Origin of the sequence: Aphanothece stagnina RSMan2012, assembly GCF_046764815.1 — a bacterium.
Lineage (GTDB): Bacteria > Cyanobacteriota > Cyanobacteriia > PCC-6307 > Cyanobiaceae > NIES-981.
Map to the genome: position 1 here is coordinate 100,372 of NZ_JBKOUC010000003.1, position 21,934 is coordinate 122,305.

At 55.7% G+C, this 21,934-nt stretch carries 17 protein-coding genes; 8 read left to right on the forward strand and 9 right to left on the reverse strand.

Going from position 1 to position 21,934, the window contains the following annotated elements; translation table 11 throughout:
• Nucleotides 1–42: 42 nt before the first annotated feature.
• The gene (locus ACLNEE_RS03280) at nt 43–1,335 is read left to right on the forward strand and encodes a SpoIIE family protein phosphatase (protein WP_411424098.1); all 1,293 of its coding nucleotides are present in this window, start codon (nt 43–45) and stop codon (nt 1,333–1,335) included.
• 6 nt (nt 1,336–1,341) lie between these two features.
• Here the strand turns inward: ACLNEE_RS03280 and ACLNEE_RS03285 are convergent, their stop codons facing one another.
• The 6 genes from ACLNEE_RS03285 to ACLNEE_RS03310 form a co-directional block, all read right to left on the reverse strand.
• Nucleotides 1,342–1,752 (reverse strand): VOC family protein, encoded by a 411-nt coding sequence (locus tag ACLNEE_RS03285; RefSeq protein WP_411424099.1) that lies wholly within the window; start codon nt 1,750–1,752, stop codon nt 1,342–1,344.
• An 80-nt stretch (nt 1,753–1,832) separates the two neighbouring features.
• Nucleotides 1,833–2,228, reverse strand: a complete 396-nt coding sequence (locus ACLNEE_RS03290; protein ID WP_411424100.1) for a Cif family virulence factor — start codon at nt 2,226–2,228, stop codon at nt 1,833–1,835.
• 69 nt (nt 2,229–2,297) lie between these two features.
• Complete coding sequence (locus ACLNEE_RS03295) at nt 2,298–2,726, reverse strand: hypothetical protein (RefSeq protein WP_411424101.1); 429 nt, start codon at nt 2,724–2,726, stop codon at nt 2,298–2,300.
• A 65-nt stretch (nt 2,727–2,791) separates the two neighbouring features.
• Entirely contained in the window at nt 2,792–4,516 is a 1,725-nt protein-coding gene (locus ACLNEE_RS03300; protein WP_411424102.1) for a thiamine pyrophosphate-binding protein, read from the reverse strand.
• Between the two features lie 10 nt (nt 4,517–4,526).
• Nucleotides 4,527–5,384, reverse strand: coding sequence for a type 1 glutamine amidotransferase domain-containing protein (locus ACLNEE_RS03305; protein ID WP_411424103.1), 858 nt, complete (start codon nt 5,382–5,384; stop codon nt 4,527–4,529).
• Between the two features lie 232 nt (nt 5,385–5,616).
• Nucleotides 5,617–7,326 carry a hypothetical protein gene (locus ACLNEE_RS03310; RefSeq protein WP_411424104.1) on the reverse strand — a complete coding sequence of 570 codons (1,710 nt, stop codon included), beginning with the start codon at nt 7,324–7,326 and terminating at the stop codon, nt 5,617–5,619.
• A gap of 697 nt (nt 7,327–8,023) precedes the next feature.
• Between ACLNEE_RS03310 and ACLNEE_RS03315 the strand changes: the two genes are divergently transcribed.
• From ACLNEE_RS03315 to ACLNEE_RS03335, 5 genes are read left to right on the forward strand one after another with little or no spacing between them, the layout of a single operon-like run.
• Entirely contained in the window at nt 8,024–9,853 is a 1,830-nt protein-coding gene (locus ACLNEE_RS03315) for an AGE family epimerase/isomerase (RefSeq protein ID WP_411424105.1), read from the forward strand.
• Between the two features lie 19 nt (nt 9,854–9,872).
• Complete coding sequence (locus tag ACLNEE_RS03320) at nt 9,873–10,205, forward strand: STAS domain-containing protein (protein ID WP_411424106.1); 333 nt, start codon at nt 9,873–9,875, stop codon at nt 10,203–10,205.
• 10 nt (nt 10,206–10,215) lie between these two features.
• Complete coding sequence (gene glgX, locus ACLNEE_RS03325) at nt 10,216–12,324, forward strand: glycogen debranching protein GlgX (protein ID WP_411424107.1); 2,109 nt, start codon at nt 10,216–10,218, stop codon at nt 12,322–12,324.
• A gap of 9 nt (nt 12,325–12,333) precedes the next feature.
• Entirely contained in the window at nt 12,334–12,660 is a 327-nt protein-coding gene (locus ACLNEE_RS03330) for an STAS domain-containing protein (RefSeq protein ID WP_411424108.1), read from the forward strand.
• Nucleotides 12,661–12,665: 5 nt separating this feature from the next.
• Nucleotides 12,666–13,160, forward strand: coding sequence for an ATP-binding protein (locus tag ACLNEE_RS03335; protein ID WP_411424109.1), 495 nt, complete (start codon nt 12,666–12,668; stop codon nt 13,158–13,160).
• Nucleotides 13,161–13,175: 15 nt separating this feature from the next.
• Here the strand turns inward: ACLNEE_RS03335 and ACLNEE_RS03340 are convergent, their stop codons facing one another.
• Nucleotides 13,176–14,414, reverse strand: a complete 1,239-nt coding sequence (locus ACLNEE_RS03340) for a CHAT domain-containing protein (RefSeq protein WP_411424110.1) — start codon at nt 14,412–14,414, stop codon at nt 13,176–13,178.
• An 86-nt stretch (nt 14,415–14,500) separates the two neighbouring features.
• On the reverse strand, nt 14,501–17,599 hold the full coding sequence (locus tag ACLNEE_RS03345; RefSeq protein WP_411424111.1) for a hypothetical protein: 3,099 nt from the start codon (nt 17,597–17,599) through the stop codon (nt 14,501–14,503).
• 244 nt (nt 17,600–17,843) lie between these two features.
• Here ACLNEE_RS03345 and ACLNEE_RS03350 point away from each other — a divergent pair, with 244 nt between their 5' ends.
• Nucleotides 17,844–19,532, forward strand: a complete 1,689-nt coding sequence (locus ACLNEE_RS03350) for a ShlB/FhaC/HecB family hemolysin secretion/activation protein (RefSeq protein ID WP_412006763.1) — start codon at nt 17,844–17,846, stop codon at nt 19,530–19,532.
• Nucleotides 19,533–19,593: 61 nt separating this feature from the next.
• Nucleotides 19,594–21,309 (forward strand): FAD-dependent oxidoreductase, encoded by a 1,716-nt coding sequence (locus ACLNEE_RS03355; RefSeq protein WP_411421858.1) that lies wholly within the window; start codon nt 19,594–19,596, stop codon nt 21,307–21,309.
• On the opposite strand, the gene ACLNEE_RS03360 is transcribed toward ACLNEE_RS03355, so the two are convergent.
• A complete protein-coding gene (locus ACLNEE_RS03360; RefSeq protein ID WP_411421859.1) occupies nt 21,263–21,913 on the reverse strand; it encodes a ceramidase domain-containing protein in 651 nt (216 codons plus the stop codon). The genes ACLNEE_RS03355 and ACLNEE_RS03360 overlap by 47 nt on opposite strands.
• Nucleotides 21,914–21,934 lie beyond the last annotated feature (21 nt).

Consider the following 21,934-nt stretch of genomic DNA (forward strand, 5'->3'; position numbering starts at 1 on the left):
GTTAGGCTCAGGTCAGCTCTCTTGGTCCCTGCGCAGCCATCAATGCAAGACCGCACAACTGACTTCGTTCATCCGGACACGAGGCGGGCAGAGAACTATGAACGACTGATCCGTTTGGCAGGGGAAATCGGAAGAGAGCCGGATCTGGATAGCCTACTTTACAAGATTCTCGAAAAGAGCAGGCCCTGGATTGGCGCCGAGGCATGCTCCATATTCTTGGAAGATAAAAAGACTGGTGAGTTATGCATTAATTCAGCCTATGGCGAAAGCGCTCCGCAGCTCAATGAAATAAGAATTCCTGCCGGTGTCGGGATCGTTGGCAAAGCCATGGAGACCAAATCAATCATACGCGTGGATGATGTCTCGAAAGATCCTCGCTTCTATTCCAAGGTTGATAAAACAACGGGCTGGGTCACGAAGGCCTTGATCGCTGCTCCTCTGCTGGATGGAAACAATTGCATCGGGGTGATCGAATTTCTCAACCCAATCGATCGCCCCAGCTTTGATGAAGAAGACGAAGAAGAAGTGGAGTACTTTGCATCGCTGGTTTCAGCATCCCTCGTCCGAATTCAATCCAATGCGGCAGCCATCGAGCGTGCCCAGGTGCAACGTGACCTGGATCTGGCGCGGGACATGCAGATAGGTATCCTGCCGACCAGGTTCCCAACCCAGGCAGAATTTGCCAATCTTGATCTTTATGCTGCGCTTGATCCAGCCACGGAAGTAAGTGGTGATTTATACGACTTCTTCCCATCCGGAGATGGAAGGCTGTTCTTTCTTGTAGGAGATGTTGCAGGCAAGGGCGTTGCGGCGGGCTTGTTCATGGCGATTGCGCGAACCTTGATCAGATCGACAGCGCGCCAATACAAAGATCCGGTTGAGATCCTGAGCCAGGTGAATGCGCAGCTTTATCCGGAGAATGCGGCCATGCTTTTTGTGACGATCATACTTGGCGTCTACAATCCTGATACTGGAGAGGTCGTCTATGCCCAAGGCGGCCACAACCCAGCGCTATACATTAAAGAGACAGGGTCATGTTGTTATGAAGATCATGGTGGACAGCCACTGGGTGTGTTCAAAGACGCAAGCTTTGTGATGGCCTCTCGGCATTTGGGCAGGGGTGAGACATTCTTCATTTATACAGATGGCATAACAGAGGCCATGAATGAAGACCACGCCCAATACGGAGAAGATCGTCTAAAGGAGACGATCCAGTCCTCAAAATCTCAGTCAGCCAAAGAACTGGTCAACGATGTACTTGCGAATGTTCGAGGCTATGTTGGTGCCGCCGAGCAGTCTGACGACATCACTGTCTTGGCGCTTCGCAGAACTTGAATGGGCTCATGCGTCTGTAAAGCCTTCGCTGATCTCAATGATTCGTCCATCAGGGTCGCGGATCCAGACTGTCTTCCAGCCAGGGATATAGTCATCAAAACTAAGGGGTCCTAAGGTAATGTCAACACCTTGGATGGTCTTCAGCTTTGCATCTACATCGTCGACCTTAAAGGCCAGATGGCGAAAGCCTGGAGCGGTCGGTCCGTCCATGCTGGCCTGAGGCGAGGGCGCTGGGCCATCAGCCTGAAAAAGTTCAAGATAGAAGGCACTGTCGGCCATCTTGATAAAGATGATCTCTCGACCATCCGGTAAGGTGACACTCCTCGTACGTCTGAATCCAAAGTTCTCGGCATACCAAGCTTCTGTCGCGGCTTGGTCAATGCAATTGATGGCAAGCTGTGAAATAATCTGAAGCATTTTCTTTTAAGCTGTCAGTGACAGTGAAGTGCTGGAGAATCCTGAGGCTCTGATGGCCTCAGCCGATTGTTGACGCGAGTTTACGCGACGCTTCCATCGGGATACTGGGTCATCCCAGCGAAGTGAATCTTGATCTTGCCCGACTCATCAAGAACCCAGCTATCTGCAAAGCGCATATGGGCTTCTCCATCGGGAATCTTTAGAGTAATTGCCTCGACAATCATCAGAGTTGTTGGATCTTGAGTCTCAGCCCAAAAAGCAATGTCCGTTTCGAGTCCTTCGATGCCTAGGATCCCCTCAAAATGGGTCTTTAATTCTGTGTGGCCACGGAAGTACTTGGGCACTTTCTCAAAGCTGGATATGAGCAGGGCATCCTCAGAGTATTGGTTGAGAAGACCGTGAATATCCTTGGCTAGAATGAGGCGAATATGCTCTCTATAGAGATCGCCTAATGGGGTCGAGGGGACATTCTTCATGGCAGAATCCGTTAGAAAGGCGAGTCTTTTGATGAAATGATGCGTTCGAGAAGTGACTAGATGACGTGGCTACAGTTTGCAAGAGCCTTCTTCATAGTTCATCCCATTCACAATATATTTGGAAACCTGAAGACCCTTGTCGCTGCGGACCAGCTCCCACGTCTGATCGGCATCCATCATCAGTCTTGTGCTTCTGGCTGCTGGTGGCTTCCAAACACTTGCCTTCCAGTTGACCACGACATGGGCTGTGCAAGTCGAGTCTGTTTGCGAGATGATATCTGCAACTTTCAAAGTATGTATCTCATCGAAGAAGATATCAATGACTGTTGAGTACCAGCCTGCGTAGCCTTCAAAGCCACTGACAGTGGCCTCCGGAAATACCAGCTCAACATCAGAAGTCAACAATGGTCGATAGGATTCCAGCGGGGCGTGGATATCGAGGAGCTGGTACCAGGCACTGGCAAAGGCCCAGATCTCTGGATGGGTGAATGTGCTCATGGGAGTTGTGTTGGGGGTTTTGAAATGGAAACTGTTACCAATTCAGAGGCTAGATGGCTTGTGCTTTACTGTCCACAGTGGACGCCGATGAGTTCTGGGTGCACGTCTCCATCAAGCACAAGGTTGATCAGGTAGGGCTCTGTGCTGTGGATCATGCGGTCAATCGCCGCCTCAACCTGAGAAGGCTTCCAGACTCTCTCACCCTTGACACCCATCGATTCGGCTAGTTGCTCAAAGGATATTTCGGGTGCAGAAAGGTCAAAGCATAGCGGATAGTCGTGTTCAGCTATACCTTGCGCTTGCCAATACTGCTTGATATTGGCCTGGAGAAGTCTGTACGAACGATTTTGGCAAATCACGAACTTGGCGGCAATCCCATGGCGTGCCGCTGTCCAAAGGCATTGGATGGTGTACATACTTCCGCCATCGCCCGATATTCCGATGACTTGCTTGTCTGGATGGGCCAGTTTGATGCCAATGGCTCCAGGCAACCCCGTGCCGAGAGAGCCTCCCCGGGTCCAAAGCTTTTGGCCTGGACGCTGAGCAGGCAAATGCGTTGTTATGGGGGGGGAATTGGTAAGGGCTTCGTCAAACAGAATTGCGGTTGCGTCTAGCTTGCTTGCTAGCTGTTGGAAAAAGAAGCCTGAAGGCATGAATGTGGTCTTGTTGTCATAGGCATCATCGGGAATAGATGGATCCAGATCGTAAATCGTGCTGGTTTGGTTGGTGGCCTGCTGCTTTCTTACTTCATTGGCCTTTTGACGAACAGTGGCTTGGCTTGAGGAACGGTCGTCCCCAAGCTCATGCAGCGAGGCATTCAGCTGCCTGAGGAGCCCCTTGGGATCACCCACTATGGAAAGGTCTACACGATGATTCTTGGCAATGTTGTTGGGATTGGAATCCAAATGATAGACTTTGCAGCCCGGGGTGAATATATCCCCAAGGTTCGGGAATACTTCAGGAAGTAGAAAGCAGCCAACTGCTAAGCACCAATCGGCTGCTTTTGTAATTGGCAGACTATTCTCGCCAAACATGTGCCCGGTGCCTCCGAAGAAGAGAGGATGGTCTTCAGGGAAGTTCACCTCTCCTCCATCAGCCTGATACACCCTGGACCCGCTGGCCTCCGCCAACGCGAGAAGCTCCTCGTGGGCCCCGCTCCAGGCAACCCCATCACCGACAAGGATGATCGGATTCTCCGCCTGTTGCAGCGTCCTGACGATTTCGGCAACATCCCTGCTGTCAGCAGCCTGGGCGATCGAGGGGATGTGGGCAGGATAGATATCCTCAACCACTTCAGCATCCAGGACATCCTGAGGCAGACATAGATAGACAGGGCCGCATGGTGGGGTTGCAGCAACCTTGATGGCCCGACGCACCATCCGCAAGAGGCTGGAGGGATGGCTGACCATGGCCGACCACTTGGTCACCGGCTCAGCCATGGCAACAAGATCGCCGGCCATCTGGGCGTCCATGGCTTGATAGCGAATGCCAGCGTCTCCACCAATCACCACGAGGGGGGCCTGCCCCCTCATGGCTTGGTAGAGGTTGCCGATGGCATTCCCAAGGCCAGGTGTCGAATGGATCTGAACCAACGCAGGTTTGAAGCGTGCTCTTGCATAGCCATCGGCACAAAGAACTGCGATGGACTCCTGCAGGGTGAGGATGTATTTAAGCTCAGGAACAGCCGAGAGTGCATCCAAGAACCCTTGTTCTACAGTGCCCGGATTCCCAAACATGTAGCAGAGGTCATTGGCTACAAACTGCCGCAGAATGGCTTCATGGCCGCGCATGGGATGTCTCCTACCAGCCGTAACGAGTCAACCCTTGCTCAAGCGCCTTAACCATTAATTCTCCAACCAGTGTGGAATCCTGGGTGGAGCGGCCAGTCAGGAACGGATAGTCCAAGATTGTGGAAATCGTGTGTCCGACTCCACCGTGAAACTGACCATCAGGCCCGACAGCATCTCGCAGGATATATTCCAGTGGATAGAAAGGAGGGCCAAAATTTGCCGAAGTATTCATTGGCTGGTCATCGTAGCCATACATTTGAGCGAAGCCAGTGCCATCTTTGTAGTCATATTCACGAGCATGCCCTGTCACATGCTTTCCAGCAATAATGCTCTTGCGATCAGTCCAGTCGCGCGCAAAGGCTAGGCAGGTCACGCAATAGCATTCGGCAGCGATCAGTTTGTTTCGGTCTAAATATCCAAGGATGAGATTGTGTAGGCGCTCATTATTGACCATGTCAACCATTGGGCCGCTCCCTCCAGGCATGAGAAGAGCATCATAGGGATCAACAAAACGCGTCCAAAACTCTTCCCGAGTTTGATAAAACTTCTCTAAGTCATGCCCGAAGTTGCTGCTGTTGAAGTAGGGCATCAAGGGCAACTCCTTCTCAAGGCTGATCGGAGCATCAAGAAGAGAGGAGTCCTCAACCTCCTTGGTTCTCTTGGCAAAATGTGGACTGGTGACGCACTTCCCGAGTGGAGGATCCATATAGGTCTCGTCCATGCTTGGAGGCAAGGCCGGTGGCTTGCGTCCCCGGGGGGTCATGAAGTCAAAGCTATATCCGGCTTGCTTGAGTACATCATAGGGACCGACAAGTTCTTCCCCCCAATATCCCCACTCGGAAAGGACGACAAGGATCTTCTTAGGCATGGGACTCGGGATAGTAATCGAGAGAAGACCATTCACTCAGGCGCGAGACTACAATCCTTGAAAACGGAGAAGGCCTGATGCGATCTCTGCAGTTAGGAGGCGCCAAGGAATGGTTATAGCAAATCTAGGCCGGGATCCAGAGGAGGAGAACTGTCTATAGGAGAAAAGCGGAATCTCATACATATCTCTTAAGGTCGCCCCAGCCTGTGTATCTCCTGATACGACGGTGGGTTTATAGCACTACGTTGACAGAATAGGCACCTGTGTTCATATCCACAACAAACCGATGCCAGCCGGTCCGGGAAGGTTTGAAACTGATGGGCGGTGGATTTCCATGGGAGGTCAGGTGACCATGCTTCTTTAGTTGCTCAAGGGAGGAATCCATGGGCGATGGATTGTTGGGTTCAGACAGTGATGCTCCATATCCATCCAGCTCATAGTCGGCGAATACAAGATGCCAGTCCGAAAGATTGGCTACAAACTTGAATTGATATTCTGAATCAGCATCAAGAAAGATGTAGCGTTCAAAGCGTTCGCCGCCGATTTTCTGCATTCTGTTCTCAGCTTCCTTTGGTGACCAGGCAATCAGTGGTTCGGCAAAACTTCCTACGATGGACAAGGAATCAAGGCCATCAATGCGGTGGAGGCACTGGTTCCCATCAACGCAATGAAGTGAAAAGCGATCGGTATTGAGATCATAGACAAACTGGATTCGGGCATCACGCTGAACCTGAAAGCAGATGTTGGCTTCATTGGGCTTGCCGTGCCATGCCACGCCTTGGATTCCTTGCTCAGAAATATCCCCGATCCAGCAACCGAGTCCCATCGTGTCGAGGAACAGCTCATGGGCGAGACCAAAGTTGATCACATGATCCCCTGCCTTCACATCCAGGGTCAGTTCATAGATGCCATTCTTTCCCTTTGACTCCTGCATGAATGTGGCTTGATTGGTCGGGTCAAACGGAGCACTGTTATGCACGGATCCGAGTAGCTGAACCGAGTCAACCCGATTCAATACTCTGACTTCCGCTCCCCCTTGCAGTGGTTCTACGGTTAACTTCATTCCATCTTCCACGGCCTTTAACCAGAACCGGTATGTTCCATCTTCTGAGACCGCTACTGTTGCTGCAGAGTGAAGGCAGCGTCCGTGACTGCTGCCGAATCCACTGCCTTGGATCAAATCAATCGTCTGATCAGCGTCTGTCTGATCAGCGTCTGGAATTCTCTCCCACATCAGTGCCTTCGAGATCCTTGCATGAGCACTGCTGGGTCGGTTTATCGCGCTGAATCCCTGGTCCTCATCATGATTTCTTGAAATTAAAAACTGATAGACTCCATCTGAACGAAAGTCAATACCTCCATTCTTGCGAAGCTCAACGTCAATGAACCACGAGCCCGATGCGTGGGGCTCGAAACTGCGCGACGGACGACACTCATCAAACTTGCCAAACATGTCTTCCCCATCCCAGACAAACCCATTCAGCTGGAATGATGAGGCCTCATTGACCTGAGCAAATTCCGATACCTGACCCCCGATTATCTTTAGACACGGACTTCTCGTATCGACGGATAACCGATACTCACAGGGCTTGTTGACTTGGAGCGTGATATTCCGTCCAGCTTCACCCCAAGCTGACTCAACGAGTCTGATCAACCCATGGGATATATCCTCATCGGCAGCCTTCTTGAAGACTCTGCTCGGGTTGTGGTTGCCAACAAACCGGAAATTATAGATACCATTGCCATGTCGGCCCCCGCGTGGATGCAGAAAGAAGGTCTGCCACCATTCACCACGATGCCCATCCCAGATCATGTCGTTGGCTTGACAGAAGGGGTTCCAGCGATTCCGATGCGAGTGAACCGTTCCTAGAATCGACAGGCTTTCAACACTTTCACAGTCAAGATGACTTGAGCTATGAACGGGAAACGACAGCACGAGCATTATAAGTAACCTAAGCCCCAAGTCTTTGGGGGCATTTGGAATGGTTTGGCAGACGGACGCTAATTCTTCAGATTTTTGCTACGAACTATTTCACGTTGTGGCGGATCTGTCTGACCGGTTCCGTGGCTGAAGCTCATCCACTCCTGCAATCCTGCGGTTTCTGCGCGCCCTGGCCGTCGCTCAGCCTCTGTGTGATCGGGGTCCCGTGCTTCCCGCGCTTTCAGAGGGATACTCCGCCTCGGGTCTGGAGGCTTCAGTGGGAGGGAGTGGGAGGGCGCGGATCGGGACGTTCATCCTTCTGCTGCCAAGGAGAGGTCTGATGCCAAGGCGAGGTCTGACAGCTCCAGTGTGGTCCCTAACAGTGATCCAAAGAGTGGGATCGCAGACATACTCTTCAGCCCGGATCTCATTCTTACCCTTTGTGTCAGGATGCCCCACTTGTGGCCCCTGCTGTAGCGCATAACAGCACCAAGGGTCACAATGGTGGTCAAGCCATGCTGATCCTTTCCCTAGCCTCCGACAGCTGCGACCGCTGTGTAGCTCAGCTGCTAGCTACAGCTTGAACTCCTTTTGACATTCATCAGCATCGCGGGACCGAAGCAAGGTGGTGGGTCCAGGTGACCCTGCCTAGCCCCATGGTGAACATTCCATCGTTGCCCAGCCAGTCCAACCTCTCCCCTTCAGCAAGCCAACGGCCATGAATTCATTAGACTTTACATTCTCAGATCTTATCTCAGGCTATGTCATGGCCTACGACCCTGTGGGTCGAACCATTGATCTGAACACCTCCGATGGCAGGCCGTATCGGGCCCTGCTCACCGCCAATACCTATGCCCGCCAAACGCAGAACATCAGTGAGGGATGGATCGATTGCGGAGGACAGCTTGAGCAGCTGTTGGCCAAAGGCAGAATCGTCTTCCTGTATGGAACATATTTCCCAGAGCGGGAGGTCAGCTTTGAAGTTAACTATATCGTCTTTGCCGGATCAGACGGAGATTCATATCGCTATGCCGACCAAGGTTGGTGGATTGACCAGGTGGACTCAATTGCATCGTCATATCTCAAGTGGCAATTCGACTATCCTAGCCAAGAGATAGACTATGCCAACTATCGTACGCTGATCAATCTTACCGGTGCAAAAGCAACGGGGGATTATCTGCAAGAGACGGATACCATTTCCCGGATGGTGTATGGCATGGCGTCAGCCTACATGCTGACCGGCAAGGATGAATTCCTGGAGGCGGCAGAAAAGGGTACTGAGTATCTACGCGACAAAATGCGGTTTGTTGACTCTGACACTGGTTTGATCTATTGGTATCATGGCATGAAGGTGGGCAGCGGAGGCCAGGAGCAAAAGCTTTTGGTTTCTGAGTTTGGAGATGACTATGACTGTATCCCGGCCTATGAGCAAATCTATGCTTTAGCCGGTCCCATCCAAACCTATCGCCTTACTGGTGACCCAAGGATCCTGGAGGATGCAGAAAAGACAGTTGAACTCTTTCATACCTATTATCGTGATAACGAGAAGGGAGGATATTACTCACATGTCCATGCTGTAACCCTCAGCCCCCACGAGGAGTCTTTGGGGAGAAACAAGGCCAAGAAGAACTGGAATTCAGTCGGAGACCACGCTCCCGCCTATCTCATCAATCTGTGGCTAGCCACACAGCAGCAACAATACCTCGACATGCTCGAGGAGACATTCGATACGATTACTGAGCACTTTCCAGATTACGATTCTAGTCCATTCGTCCAGGAGAAGTTCTTTGATGACTGGTCCAAGGATCAAGAGTGGGGTTGGCAGCAAAACCGTGCTGTAGTTGGCCACAACTTGAAAATCGCATGGAACCTCATGCGTTTTCAGGGTGTGTTACCCAAACAAGAGTATTTGGACTTGGCCACCAAGATTGCTGAGTTGATGCCTCAGCATGGCTATGATAAGCAGCGGTTTGGTTGGTACGATGTTGTAGAGCGTGTTAAACAGCCTGGGCAGCAGTTTCATCGCTTTGCATGGCACGACCGTAAGGCTTGGTGGCAGCAAGAGCAGGGAATCCTTGCTTATCTTATCCTTCAAGGACATATACCCACGGAAGAAAGCTATAAGAAGTATGCCGATGAGTCGTCAGCCTTTTATAATGCCTTCTTCCTTGATCAAAATGACGGCGCTGTTTATTTCAATGTTCTCGCCAATGGGGTGCCCTATTTGCTTGGTACAGAGCGCTTCAAAGGTAGTCACTCCATGAGTGCCTACCACTCTACTGAGCTCTGTTTCCTTTCCACGGTCTATATTGATCTACTGATTGAGAAGCGGCCTCTTGACCTTTACTTCAAGCCCCACCCCAACGGGTACTTGAACAGACGGCTCTTTGTCTCACCTGACATCCTGCCACCCAAAAGTGTCGTTATCTCAGCCTGTGAGATCGATGGACAACCATATCATGACTTTGATGCGGACCAGCTGTTTGTGACTCTGCCATCCACTAATCAGCGCATCAAAGTAAAAGTTACGCTTACCCCCTGTTCTTGAGAACTTACAAGCCGCTGCCATGAGCCTGAAACTTAGCGAGACAACAGCCAATGGCTGGCAAGTCATTGGTGTTGCCGGATCAGTTGACTCAAAGACTGTGAATGAACTTCGAGACTTTCTTGATGAGCATGTTAAGGGAGGCAATCCAGTTGTGCTGGATCTTGCTGAAGTTCCCTTCATGTCCAGTGCCGGATTGAGAACTCTCCTCACGCTTCACCGTCAGACTCAGGAGCTAGGCGTTTCCTTGGCACTTGTTGGCTTGCGCCAGGAAATTGCCGATACGATGAAAGTCACGGGTTTTTTCCAATACTTTACTGTCTTTAGCTCCTTGTCTGATCTTCCACCTCAATAGGTTTAAGTATATGCTAGATCGTATTGATCTTCTCCCAACAGACCAGATTTCGGGTTACAAGGTCAGACCTGGTAAGCCTTTGCCTTTTGGCGTTTCGCATGTTCCAAATGGCCTTAACTTTTCCCTGTATACGAGTGCTGGAATTGCTTGCACACTCGTTTTGTTTAGAAGGGGAGAGCCAGCGCCATTTGCCGAGATTGAATTTCCGCCGGAATACCGAATTGGGGATGTATTCTGCATCGTTGTATTTGACTTAGACTACGAAGATCTGGAATACGGCTTCAGAGTTGATGGTCCTTTCAATCCTGCCAATGGTGACAGGTTTGATCGAACCAAAATCCTGATGGATCCCTATGCCCGTCTCATCTCAGGAAGAGATGTCTGGGGCAAACAGCCCGACTGGGGGAATGAGATCTATCCTTATCGAGCGAGAGTCTCTTTCGATGACTTTGACTGGGAAGGCGATCGCCCTTTGGAGCTTCCACACCAAGATCTCGTGATTTATGAAGCCCACGTCCGTGGCTTTACCAAGTCATCATCTTCTAGTGTTGAGCATCCCGGGACCTATGCAGGGCTTGTCGAAAAGATTCCTTATTTGAAGAGTTTGGGTATCAATGCAATTGAGCTGATGCCCGTCTTCGAGTTCGATGAGTTTGAGAACTCCCGAGTTCATCCCGACTCGGGAGAGCAACTATTCAACTACTGGGGCTACAGCACCTTAGGCTTCTTTGCTCCCAAGGCCGCCTTCGCTGCTACTGGCATGTATGGGATGCAGGTCGATGAGTTTAAGCAGTGTGTGAAGCAGCTGCATGCAGCTGGGATTGAGGTCATCTTGGATGTTGTATTTAATCATACTGCCGAAGGTAATGAACAAGGCCCTACGCTCTGCTTTAAGGGGCTAGATAATAAGATCTATTATATGCTCACTCCTGAGGGCTATTACTTTAACTTCAGCGGAACAGGCAATACGCTTAATTGCAACAATCCAATTGTTCGTGCCCTGGTTCTGGATTGCCTGCGCTATTGGGCATCCGAGTATCATATCGATGGCTTCCGTTTCGATCTTGCCTCGATTCTTGGTCGTGACCCTTGGGGAGCCCCGCTTGCCAATCCTCCCCTTCTCGAGTCACTGGCGTTTGATCCGATTCTCTCTTCCTGCAAGCTGATAGCCGAAGCTTGGGATGCTGGTGGGCTTTACCAGGTGGGCACCTTTCCCGCTTTTGGCCGCTGGGCTGAGTGGAACGGAAAGTACCGAGACTGTGTTCGACGCTTTCTGAAGGGTGACCACGGCATGGTTGGTGACTTTGCACAGCGAATTCAGGGTTCTCCGGATTTGTACCTAGCGAGTGGGCGTGCACCGGCAACTTCCATCAATTTTGTGACTTGCCATGACGGCTTCACCCTGGCCGATCTTGTTTCCTTCAATGACAAGCACAACTTTGCCAATGGAGAAGGAAATCAAGATGGCGGCAATGATAACCACAGCTGGAACTGTGGCGCAGAGGGTTGGACCGATAACCCCTCCATCCTTGCCTTACGCACCCGGCAGATGATGAATGCGTTTGCCCTGCTGCTGACCTCGAGGGGGGTGCCGATGTTCGTCATGGGTGATGAGTTCGGTCGTTCCCAGCAGGGCAACAACAATGCCTACTGTATCGATTCTCCCCTGTCCTGGATTGACTGGTCTCTTCTGCAGTCCAACAGTGCATTGCACGACTATGTCTCCTCCTTGATTGCGTTCCGTCACGCCCATCCCTCATTGCGCGTCAATTCTTTTGCCAGTTCCATGACTCTCGACGGGGTGCCATCATCCAGCTTTCACGGCACCCTCCCCTGGTCTCCCGATTGGTCAGATGGCTCTTGCCAGATTGCTTGGATGTTCAGTTCCGACGTACCCCGGAATTCGACTGAACCCTCAGGAGCTGACACCGTCTATGTGATTGCCAACATGGCCCACTACGCCAGTTGGTTCGAACTCCCGCAGATTGCCTCAGGGAAATCTTGGCGGATCTGCTTTAATACGGCAGATCCCGCGGGTCCGACCTTCCCTGACCAACCACCTTTGCAGTCTCAGGGATTACTCGTCGGTGAGCGTTCGGTCGTCGTCTTTTCACTCTGATTCCTGATCATGCCCCTCTCTATCAATGTCGATCCCCAGGTTACCCATGTATCCCTTCATCTTGAAGGTGAGGTTGACTCAAAGTCCGCGCCAGAGCTCCTGGATGCCTTGACAAAGATTGGTCTTGCGGAGCTTGCCGAGCTGCGTATCCATGCCATGCAGCTCACCTTCATGAGCAGTGCAGGTCTTCGTGCGCTTGTCTTCGCCAAGCAGAAAATGCCGCATACATCGCGCTTGATCTTCATCGGAGGCAGTGATGAGATCAAAGAGGTCATTGAACGTACTGGCCTGGGTAGTGCTGTGCTGATGGTTGACACAGATTCGGAGCTCGACTGAACTCCATGAACAACGATCTGGGCCCTTCCTCTTCCCAGCCGTCCCTAGAGCTCCCTGCCACTATGGACAGCTGGGACCAGCTGATGGCCTTTGCTCGACTTCATGCTGAGGCAGCAATCACCGACTCCTCTCGCGTCTACAAGCTGATGTTGGCTGTTGAGGAGCTTCTTTCCAACATCATGCGTTCCGCCTCAGGCGTTGGGGGGGGATCGCATCCCGATGACGATTCCCTTTGCCCAGTCATCCGGATTTCCTTCAGACGTGGGGCGAGCACTGCTTCGCCACCTCTTGAGATGTTGACCATCTCCATTGAAGATTCCTGCCCAGCCTTTGATCCTCACCTTGAATCCATTCCAGCCTCAATTGCTGATTCACCCATTGAGACGAGACAGATTGGTGGGCTGGGGTTGTTCTTAGTCAAATCATCCGTTGATCAGGTTGACTATCAGTTCAAGGACGGTCGCAACCAATATCTTCTTTCGATGGTTTGTGATTCATGAACTGCTGTTAAGCCCTTACCAAGGTACGCCAAGGAGTTCAATGCCACTCCAAAAGAATGGATGCTCTAGCCCTTTGGCAACCCTTTGCTGCTGCTCTGTAGTTAAATCCGTCAGTAGCACGCTACCATCTGCGGCAAAAATCTTGTCGGCATCCCTGTGTAGTGTGCCCTCAATAAGTGCCTTTCTCGTGGCTTGCATCGCTTCTGCTTTCGGTAATCCAGCGTTCAGATAGCGATAAAACTGAAGGAAGAAGGCTGACGTTGCAACATCATCGACGTACCACAGGGATCCAATGGCACTGCGTGCACCAGCTTGAAGGGCCAGCCCGGCAAAGCCAAGTTCACTGTCCTGGTCACCCAGGGCTGTTCTGCAGGCACTCAGTGCGAAAAGTTCAATGGGATCGTCTTTTCGGCGTTGCCGTAAATCGGCGAAGCTGTTGAGAGAGATGCTCCCTGTACCAGCGTAAATCCTGGCTTTGTCTGGTCCACCTGGCAGGAACTCGGCATGGGTGGCTACATGCACATATTGGTACTTGTCTTGAACAGCTTGATCTAAGAGCAGTTTGGGCGTGAACTCCTGGTTGAGGAAGCGTTCAACGCCTCCTCGATTTTCAAGACCATTCAGCTCCTGCGTGACCAAGGGAAGAGGCGCCAGATCCGTGAACTTGGACGCCCCGGCTGCCATCATCCTTCCCCTCTTCTGACTTGGTGGCGCCAGAGATGTAAGCTGCAGTGATGGTGTGATGGAGAAAGCAAATCTTTCCCCCATATATTGTTTGCCATCGTGAAGCGCGGCGAAAGGAACGGCCTGTAGGCCCCTTTCCGCCGCGATCACCAGTGTCGTTATCTTTTGACGCTCTAATTCTTCGGCCAGAGGCCCCAGCATCACGCTAAAGAGACGCCTTGTCGGTGAGGCGGGATCCTCTGCGTTCAGGTCTTCCTGACGTGCTAACTGACGGTAGAATAGTTTAAGATCTTCTTGTAGTTCACCCTTCCGAACGGCCACTCTCCTGCCGAAGGGCTCTCCTGTCTGTGTGACCAGAACGAGATCAAGAAATGCATCCTGACTCTTCTCCTCGGATGTTGGCTCGCCACCTTGCTGTTGACCTCCAGGCTCGTTGGCTGGGGCACTGAAGCTGAGCGACAGGATGGCTGGGTTGTAGTCGGATGCCCTGAAGCCTGTCTCCGCTCCTTCGGAAGGCTGAAGCTCCCTGGCGCCGGCAGGCCATGGCTGCACGAGTGCAATGAGGGCCAAGCTGGAGACCACCACAGATCTTCGGTGACTTCTATCCCGCCGCCTGGCTTCGTGGCCCTTGTTCTTGTCCTGACGTCTCAACCAGCTCACGGTTGCTGCCCCCCACGAATCGCCCGTGTCGCCTGGCGCAGAGCTTCCTGCAAGGTCTTGGTATCAATGGCATCCGGTGCCCCGGGGGGAGGTTCCACCTCATTCACGGTGTTCTGGGTGTCCTGGGTCCTTGTGTTGTCGCCGATCTGGATGGCCTTCAGGGCCTGCTCGGGAGTCATGGTTTCGATCAGCAATTCCGCGGGAAGCCCTTCACCGGTTTCGCCGTTGTCGGCCTCCTGGAAGAGGGTAAAGATGGGATTGGTGATGTTGTCCAACACCGCCGGTGTTCCGTTGCCATTCTGTGTATCTTGTTGCTGGTTCGTTGTGATGGCAGTGGACGGAAAGAATATCTTTTGAAATAGAACGGAATCCTCGGCCTTTGGTGTCGGCGTTGGGGTTGGCGTTGGGGTTGGCGTGGGGGTTGGCGTTGGAGTGGGAGTGGGGGTTGGCGTTGGAGTGGGAGTGGGGGTTGGAGTTGGAGTGGGAGTGGGGGTTGGAGTTGGCGTGGGAGTGGGGGTTGGAGTTGGCGTGGGAGTGGGGGTTGGAGTTGGCGTGGGAGTGGGGGTTGGAGTTGGCGTGGGAGTGGGGGTTGGCGTGGGGGTTGGCGTTGGAGTGGGAGTGGGAGTGGGGGTTGGAGTGGGTGGAGTAATGATGGTTGGAGCCTCGACGGTGTACGCCACCGAGTTGAAGGGCTGCTCTCCTAAATCGATGAAGCCCGCGGGCAGGGTGGTGTTGAGGAAACTGGAGAACTGCGGATCAAAGGCCTGCGCTACGAGGATCTGGAAGCGCTCGCTTGCGCCATAGGCAACGCTGGAGGTCACCGTCAGACTTCCGCCCAACTCAGCGATTCCATTGGGGACGACGAGGCGACTTGACGGCACACCCACGTCAACAATGAGGTTGCTCGTGTCGGCGAGGGTCAACCTATCGGTTGCAATGGACAGTTCGCCGATGGGCTCGATGCGTCCTGCATTGTTGAAGACAGTCTGGGGCGCATTTCCGTTGGAAAGCAATGAAACGAGACCACTGCCTCTTATGGTGCCGGTCGTTGTATTGGCCGCGCTCAGGTCGTTTCGTGACGAAATGATGGTGAGGGCATTTCCAATTCCGGGAAGATCGATCGTGCCTGTATTGGTGAACAGATCGGCATTGATGTCAATCTGTCCTAATGGCTCGATCAGACCTGAATTCAAAAAACTTGTCTGACCGGGATTCTGCGACCCAAGCAACGTGATTGACCCTTCCCCCCTCAGGATTCCCTGGTTCTCGACAAAGCCAAGTCCATCGGGAGGATTCAGCGTGAGGCCGGCATCCTGACCACCCAGGCTGAGGGTGCCACTGCTGATGAATTCTCCTGCCGTGACCTGGGCACCATTGCCGATGGCCAGCGTTGCTCCGGGGCTGATCTGCAATGGCAGTGCCAGACCATCGGTGGCAACCAACAAGCTGCCTGATCTCAGCTGTTTGGCCGCGGGGCCTCGGATGTTCAAGACGCCCTCGATGTTCCAATTGCCACCAGCTCCCAGTTCGACATCACCGGAGATCCAATTGACACTTGCAGGAGGCTGCGAAGAGCCCTGAGGTCTCATTTGGACAACCAACTGCCCTCCTGAACTATTTCTAATTGCTGTGCCTGGTACGTCGATATTGATGTTGTTCGTTGCCCTGAGGTCCAGGAGTGTCCCAGTGCTGTCTATCTCAGGGCTGCTTCCTGGGGATCGCACAATCGGAGCGGCAATCGTAATGTCTCCCAGATCGCCTGGAATATCTACAAAGGTCTCAATGTTGTTAATAAATACATGGATTCCATTTGTGAGGGCCGTGTTGATGAGGCTGACGTCGATGAATGAGGATGTATCGCCGTCGTCAGGGGAATAGACGACTCCGATCTCGCTGGGGCTTTCAATTGCATTGATCAATCCACCATCTGCGGGCACGTCCTGTGCAATGGTGATGTCCACGGGATCGATCAGCCAGCTGCCCGGCTGACCCGCAGGCGCTGATGCATCCGGCGTCTGCGTGACCTGCAGTCTTCCCCCGGACGTTTCGATGAACCCCCCATCGCCTCCAGCCGGGCCTCCGCGTGCCGAGAGATGGCCCTCCACGAGTGTCACGTCGTTGGAGAAGGTGATCACCTTGCCGCCGTCGCCTTGACGCAGCGCGTCGGCGCGAAGCTGGCTGGCACCATCCAGCCACAGCGTGCGGGCATTGGGCACTGCCGGGTTGGCACCTTGCTGATCGCCGCCCACCAGGATCTCCCCGCCCCCGGTGGCGCCACTGGCCTCGACCTGGCTGGATCTCAAGGCCACATCCCCCCCGGTGATTCTGGCCTGGCCGCCACGCCCACGGTCCGTGGAGACATCGATCAGGGCGTCGTTCAGGATCACCCTCTCCCCGCGAATCCCGGCCTTCCCGCCGGGGACAGCCAGGCTGGCCTGCTCAACCAGGAGATGGCCCCCCTGGGCGTCCAGCAGCAGCTCCTCTTTGATCGTGAGCAGGCCCCCCGAGAGCGTGAGGTCCCCGTTGCGCTCCAGGCCCAGTCGGGCCAGTTCCATGGCATCGCTCCGCAGGGATCCCCAGGACGCCTGAATCGATCCGTTGAGCCTGGAGGCCTCTGCCGCGGTAGTGGAGAGGGCCTCGAAGTAGTTCTGCCCCACCTTGATCCCTGTGGCGGTGCCAAGGGTGAGCCGCTCCACATTGCGGAATCCCCCCTTGGCACCCACCTGAATGCCACCAGGCGAGAGGATGTAGAGCCCTGCGGGCTTGTCGAGGATCACCGGCACGTCGATGAAACTGCCGCGTCCACTGATCACTCCCATCAGAACATTCTGATGATTGGAGGTGTCGATCGACACGCCCTTGATCTTGCCCCTGGCATCAAAACTCGAGAACCGGTGAAACAGGTTTCGGCCTGATGATGTTCCTCCGCTGACGGCACACAGACCCGAGCTGCAACTGCCACCGCGGACACCATTCACCGCGCTACCCAGGCTTCGGGAGCCGGTTGTGGCTCGAATCTCTCCGGCCTGGCCTCCCGGGGCGTTGAGAAGCAGGGCGATCGCTCCGGCGCTGCCCAAGCCCAGGACGGTGCGCATCCCCCACAGGACCCTGTCGGGTCCGGCCGATCTGTGGTCCGAAGGGTAAGGATCGGCCAGAACTGGCACGGGACGATGCTCCTTCGTGATCCAGGAAGGATAGGCCGCACCTTGAAGCCTGCAGCTGTTGGTGAGGCATGTGATGTGGCACAGGCCTTCCGTTCAGAAATCAGCACCCCACTAGTGTTCACAGCTGCATCCCCCATGCTTCTGCCGGGTGGTCCCCGGGGCGGATGACCACTGCATGCTGAACCTGCTGCTCGCCCAACTGGTTGCCCCGCCTCTGCAGCAGGGACCTGTCCGCCTCCCCGCCCAGGAACGACAGCCGCTGCCCAGGGAGGTTTCGCCCGCCGTGCCGATCGAGCTTCCGGCCGCCGCCCCGACGGAGGCTCCGCCGGCCGAGACCCCCGGCTCAGCTGAGCCCGGTGCTCCGCCGTTGTTCCCAGCCCCTCGTCTGGAGGGCACGAGCCCTTACCCATCAAGCGCGATCGAGGCCATCCTTAAGCCTTGTCGCCAGGTCGCCGATCCAGGCGAGCGCGTCCAGGCCTGTGCCGCAGCCCTCACGGCTCGTTTGGTGCTGGACGGCTACATCAACACCCGGGTCTATGTGCGTTCGACCGCCGATGGCGGCGAACTCGAGATCGTCGAAGGCCGTCTGGTGGAGGTACGCGTCGTGTCGGAGGACCCCTGGCTGCAGCGCCGTGTCCAACGTCTGCTGGCGCCCCTGCGGGGCGAGGTGCTCCGGGTTCCCAGGATCGAGCGTGAACTGCAGCTGCTGCAGCAGCTGCCCGTTGTCGGGGGCGTGCGCGCCAGTCTCTCCAGGCTCGGGTCCGATCCTTCCCAGGGCACTCTGGCCGTCACGGTCGAGCGGGCCCGGCAGCCTCTTCAGGGCGAGTTCAGCCTGCGCAACGACGGTTCGAACGGGTCAGGGGAGGCCCGTCTCCTGGGCACCCTGTTGAAACCTTCGCTGTTCAAGGATGGCGACATCCTCCTCCTGAATGGTGAGGTCAACACCACTGACGAGCCTGAATTCGGCTCGGCCATTGGCTCCCTCAGCTACACCCTGCCTCTGGGAGAGCAGTTCAACGTCACCGGGGCCTTTGGATACAGCCGCAGAAATCTGGTCGAGCTGGAGGATCCCCTCGATGAGTTCTCCACGGATCAGTACCAGGGGCTGGGCCAACTGGAATGGGTCTTCCATGAATCCCTCAGCCAGCGGTGGAGCTTCACCCTGGGCTACACCGCCTCACGGGGGGAGAGTCTTCTCGATGGTGACCCCTTGCCCCAGGAGGTCCCCGAGACCCTGAGGGAGCCCAGGAACGGCTATCTCCGGCTTGGCCTCAACGGCAGCGGCTTCGGCCGTCGCTTCGGCTGGAGTGGCACCACCTACCTGCTCCAGGGGATCAGTCCCGCGACCCCGGCCGATCAGCGGCGCGAGCTGGCCGAGATCGACATCCGCCCCGGACAGGCCACGGCCTGGGGAGCCCTGGTGGCAGCCAGCTGGGCCCTGGCCCCGGGGTGGCAGCTGAGTGCCAGTGCCGGTGGCCAGGTGGCCTTTCAACCGCTCACCGATCCGATGCGCTTCACGCTGGGCTCCGATGTGGGACTGCGGGGCCTGCCGGCCCAGTTCGTCAGCGGCGACAGCGGCTGGCTGGGAACCCTCGAGCTTGGCTGGACCTTCTGGCAGAACCCGCACCATGCCCTGCAGCTGGTGCCGTTCATCGGCGCCGGGGGGGTCTACACCACGCTGCCCGCCGACACGATCAGCGACACGGTCGGATCCGGTGGACTGCTGGTGCGCTGGCAGGCTGCCAGCGCCTGGCTGGTCGAAGTGGGCTGGGTTGACCAGTTCGCCACCCAGGACAACCGTGGCCCCTGGTCGGACTGGGCTCTTGGCCAGGGTTTCTACGGGCGCGTGCAGTATCGCTTCTGAGTCACCGCAGCTAGGTTGCCTGGGTCGTGGCGAACCGCCACCGTCCTGATCCCGACACCCAATGCAGGCCAACCCTTCTGAGCTCGCCAATCCGCTTGATCCGACCGATCCGTACGCCCGCGAGCATCAGATCTTCCCCTGCCTGAGTGATGAGCAGATCGCGCGATGCAGGCGCTTCGGCACTCAGGAGAGCCTGCCTCCGGGCACCGTTCTGTTTGAACGGGGACAGCACAGTGTGGACTTCTTCATTGTGCTCAAGGGCTGCATTGAGATCTACGAGCATCGGCACACGGGGCCCAATGTGATCACCGTTCACAGGGAGCGGAACTTCACAGGTGAGCTGGACCTCTTCAACCATCGCAAGATCCTGGTCTCCGGCCGCATGGGTGAGGAGCCTGGCGAGGTGATCCGCGTTCATCCCCAGGATTTCCGGCGCATGATCACGGCGGAGCCGGATGTGGGGGAGATCATCACGCGAGCCTTCATTCTCCGCCGCACGGCCTTCATCTCCCATGAACAGGGGGGCGTCACCCTGGTGGATCGGGAGAAAAGTGGTGACGGTGTACGGATCGAGCGCTTCCTGCGCCGCAATGGCTACCCCATCAGTCTGATGGATCCTTCCTGTTCAGACTATGCCTCGGTCGTGGATCGCTATGGCCTGCAGGAAGCCCAGATGCCTGCGGTGGTCATCCACCTCAATGAGGAGATCCTCTACAGACCCTCCAACCATGAGCTGGCCCTGGCGCTTGGCCTGGTGGAGGATTTCGATTGTGGTCATGTCTATGAAGTGGCCATCGTTGGAGGTGGTCCTGCCGGTCTCTCCGCTGCGGTCTACGCGGCCTCTGAAGGCTTGCGCACCATTCTTCTCGAGGGGGAAGCTCCGGGCGGGCAGGCCAGCACCAGCTCAAAGATCGAAAACTATCTCGGCTTCCCCACGGGGATCTCAGGCCAGGCCCTGGCTGGCCGAGCCCAGGTCCAGGCGATGAAGTTCGGTGCGACCATCGCCCTGCCGATCGAGGTCACAGGCCTGGACTGCAGCCGCAGTCCGTTCGCGCTGACCTTGCGTCGCGGTGAGGCCCGGCAGCAGACCTTGCGCGCCAAGACCGTGGTGATTGCCACCGGGGCCACTTACCGCACCCTGGATGTTCCCAATGGACGTGATTATGACAACCGTGGTATCTACTACGCGGCAACGGCGATGGAAGGGGAGCTGTGCCGCCATCAGGACGCCATTGTTGTGGGTGGAGGTAATTCGGCGGGGCAGGCGACCGTTTTCCTCTCCTCCCATGCCCGGCATGTTCACCTGTTGATTCGGCGTGAGAGCCTGGTTGACACCATGTCGAATTATCTGATCGAGCGCATTCTTTCCTCCGATCGCATCACCCTCCATCCCTTCACGGAAATCGTTGGCCTGGATGGCGATGGCCACCTGGAGGAGGTGACCTGGCAGAACCTGCAGACCGCAGAACGGGAAACCCTGCCGATTCGTCACGTCTTTCTGATGATCGGTGCCAAGCCCAACACCGCATGGCTGGACCACGGGCTGTCCATGGACGACAAGGGCTTCATCCGCACGGGTCTGGATGTGGTCCGGGATGGCTCCTGGACCGACTCCCACCGCCAGCCGATGATGCTCGAGACGAGCCAGCCCGGCATCTTCGCCGTGGGTGACGTGCAATCCGGTTCCACCAAACGGGTGGCCTCGGCGGTCGGTCAGGGGGCGATGTCGGTCAGCCATGTCCATGCCGTGCTCGCGGAGCTGGCCGCCCGGGCATGAGACTTCTGGCGGCCAGCGCCAGCACCACCGCATTGAGCAGGTGCCAGAACAGGTGGGTGCCGACCGGTTGCCAGGGACACACCCACTGATCGATGGTGCGCAGCACCAGGGACAGGCCGAAGGTGCCCGCCGCCATCAGCAGCCAGGGGCTGCCCCGTCGCCGTCGGTCGTGCCAGCCGATCGCCAGCAGCACCAGCAGCGTGGGCCCGTAGGCCAGCGAGCCGTTGAGCACCTCGCCGGCGCCGCGGCTGGCGAGGGTGGCGATCAGGAACCCGGCGGTCAGCCCCAGGGCCGGGCCGGGCGGGAGTTTCGCGCGCTGCCGCAGGTAGATCCAGAGAAAGGTGAGCTGGAACAGGAGAATCGGGATGACGTCCGCCAGCAGGGCCCAGGGCGTGGCCAGGGTGTGGAACAGCGTGCTGCCCACCCCGATCGCCACCACGAGCACCACCAGGGTGCCGAGTTGCCGGCCCATGCCCCCCATCAGCCGCCGGGCCGAGGCCCGGATCCAGCAGGCCGCCAGCAGGAACGCGCCGTTGCTGAGGGCATTCATCGGCTCGGCCAGCAGCCCGGGCCCCAGCCGCTCGCAGTAGAGATCAAGGGTCACGTCGGCCCGGCGGGGTCCGGT

What these genes read in the sequence shown, in the direction of transcription:
- ACLNEE_RS03280 (WP_411424098.1), top strand. Translation starts at nt 43, where the DNA reads ATGCAAGACCGCACAACTGACTTCGTTCATCCGGACACGAGGCGGGCA.
- ACLNEE_RS03285 (WP_411424099.1), bottom strand. Translation starts at nt 1,752, where the DNA reads ATGCTTCAGATTATTTCACAGCTTGCCATCAATTGCATTGACCAAGCC.
- ACLNEE_RS03290 (WP_411424100.1), bottom strand. Translation starts at nt 2,228, where the DNA reads ATGAAGAATGTCCCCTCGACCCCATTAGGCGATCTCTATAGAGAGCAT.
- ACLNEE_RS03295 (WP_411424101.1), bottom strand. Translation starts at nt 2,726, where the DNA reads ATGAGCACATTCACCCATCCAGAGATCTGGGCCTTTGCCAGTGCCTGG.
- ACLNEE_RS03300 (WP_411424102.1), bottom strand. Translation starts at nt 4,516, where the DNA reads ATGCGCGGCCATGAAGCCATTCTGCGGCAGTTTGTAGCCAATGACCTC.
- ACLNEE_RS03305 (WP_411424103.1), bottom strand. Translation starts at nt 5,384, where the DNA reads ATGCCTAAGAAGATCCTTGTCGTCCTTTCCGAGTGGGGATATTGGGGG.
- ACLNEE_RS03310 (WP_411424104.1), bottom strand. Translation starts at nt 7,326, where the DNA reads ATGCTCGTGCTGTCGTTTCCCGTTCATAGCTCAAGTCATCTTGACTGT.
- ACLNEE_RS03315 (WP_411424105.1), top strand. Translation starts at nt 8,024, where the DNA reads ATGAATTCATTAGACTTTACATTCTCAGATCTTATCTCAGGCTATGTC.
- ACLNEE_RS03320 (WP_411424106.1), top strand. Translation starts at nt 9,873, where the DNA reads ATGAGCCTGAAACTTAGCGAGACAACAGCCAATGGCTGGCAAGTCATT.
- glgX (WP_411424107.1), top strand. Translation starts at nt 10,216, where the DNA reads ATGCTAGATCGTATTGATCTTCTCCCAACAGACCAGATTTCGGGTTAC.
- ACLNEE_RS03330 (WP_411424108.1), top strand. Translation starts at nt 12,334, where the DNA reads ATGCCCCTCTCTATCAATGTCGATCCCCAGGTTACCCATGTATCCCTT.
- ACLNEE_RS03335 (WP_411424109.1), top strand. Translation starts at nt 12,666, where the DNA reads ATGAACAACGATCTGGGCCCTTCCTCTTCCCAGCCGTCCCTAGAGCTC.
- ACLNEE_RS03345 (WP_411424111.1), bottom strand. Translation starts at nt 17,599, where the DNA reads ATGCGCACCGTCCTGGGCTTGGGCAGCGCCGGAGCGATCGCCCTGCTT.
- ACLNEE_RS03350 (WP_412006763.1), top strand. Translation starts at nt 17,844, where the DNA reads ATGCTGAACCTGCTGCTCGCCCAACTGGTTGCCCCGCCTCTGCAGCAG.
- ACLNEE_RS03355 (WP_411421858.1), top strand. Translation starts at nt 19,594, where the DNA reads ATGCAGGCCAACCCTTCTGAGCTCGCCAATCCGCTTGATCCGACCGAT.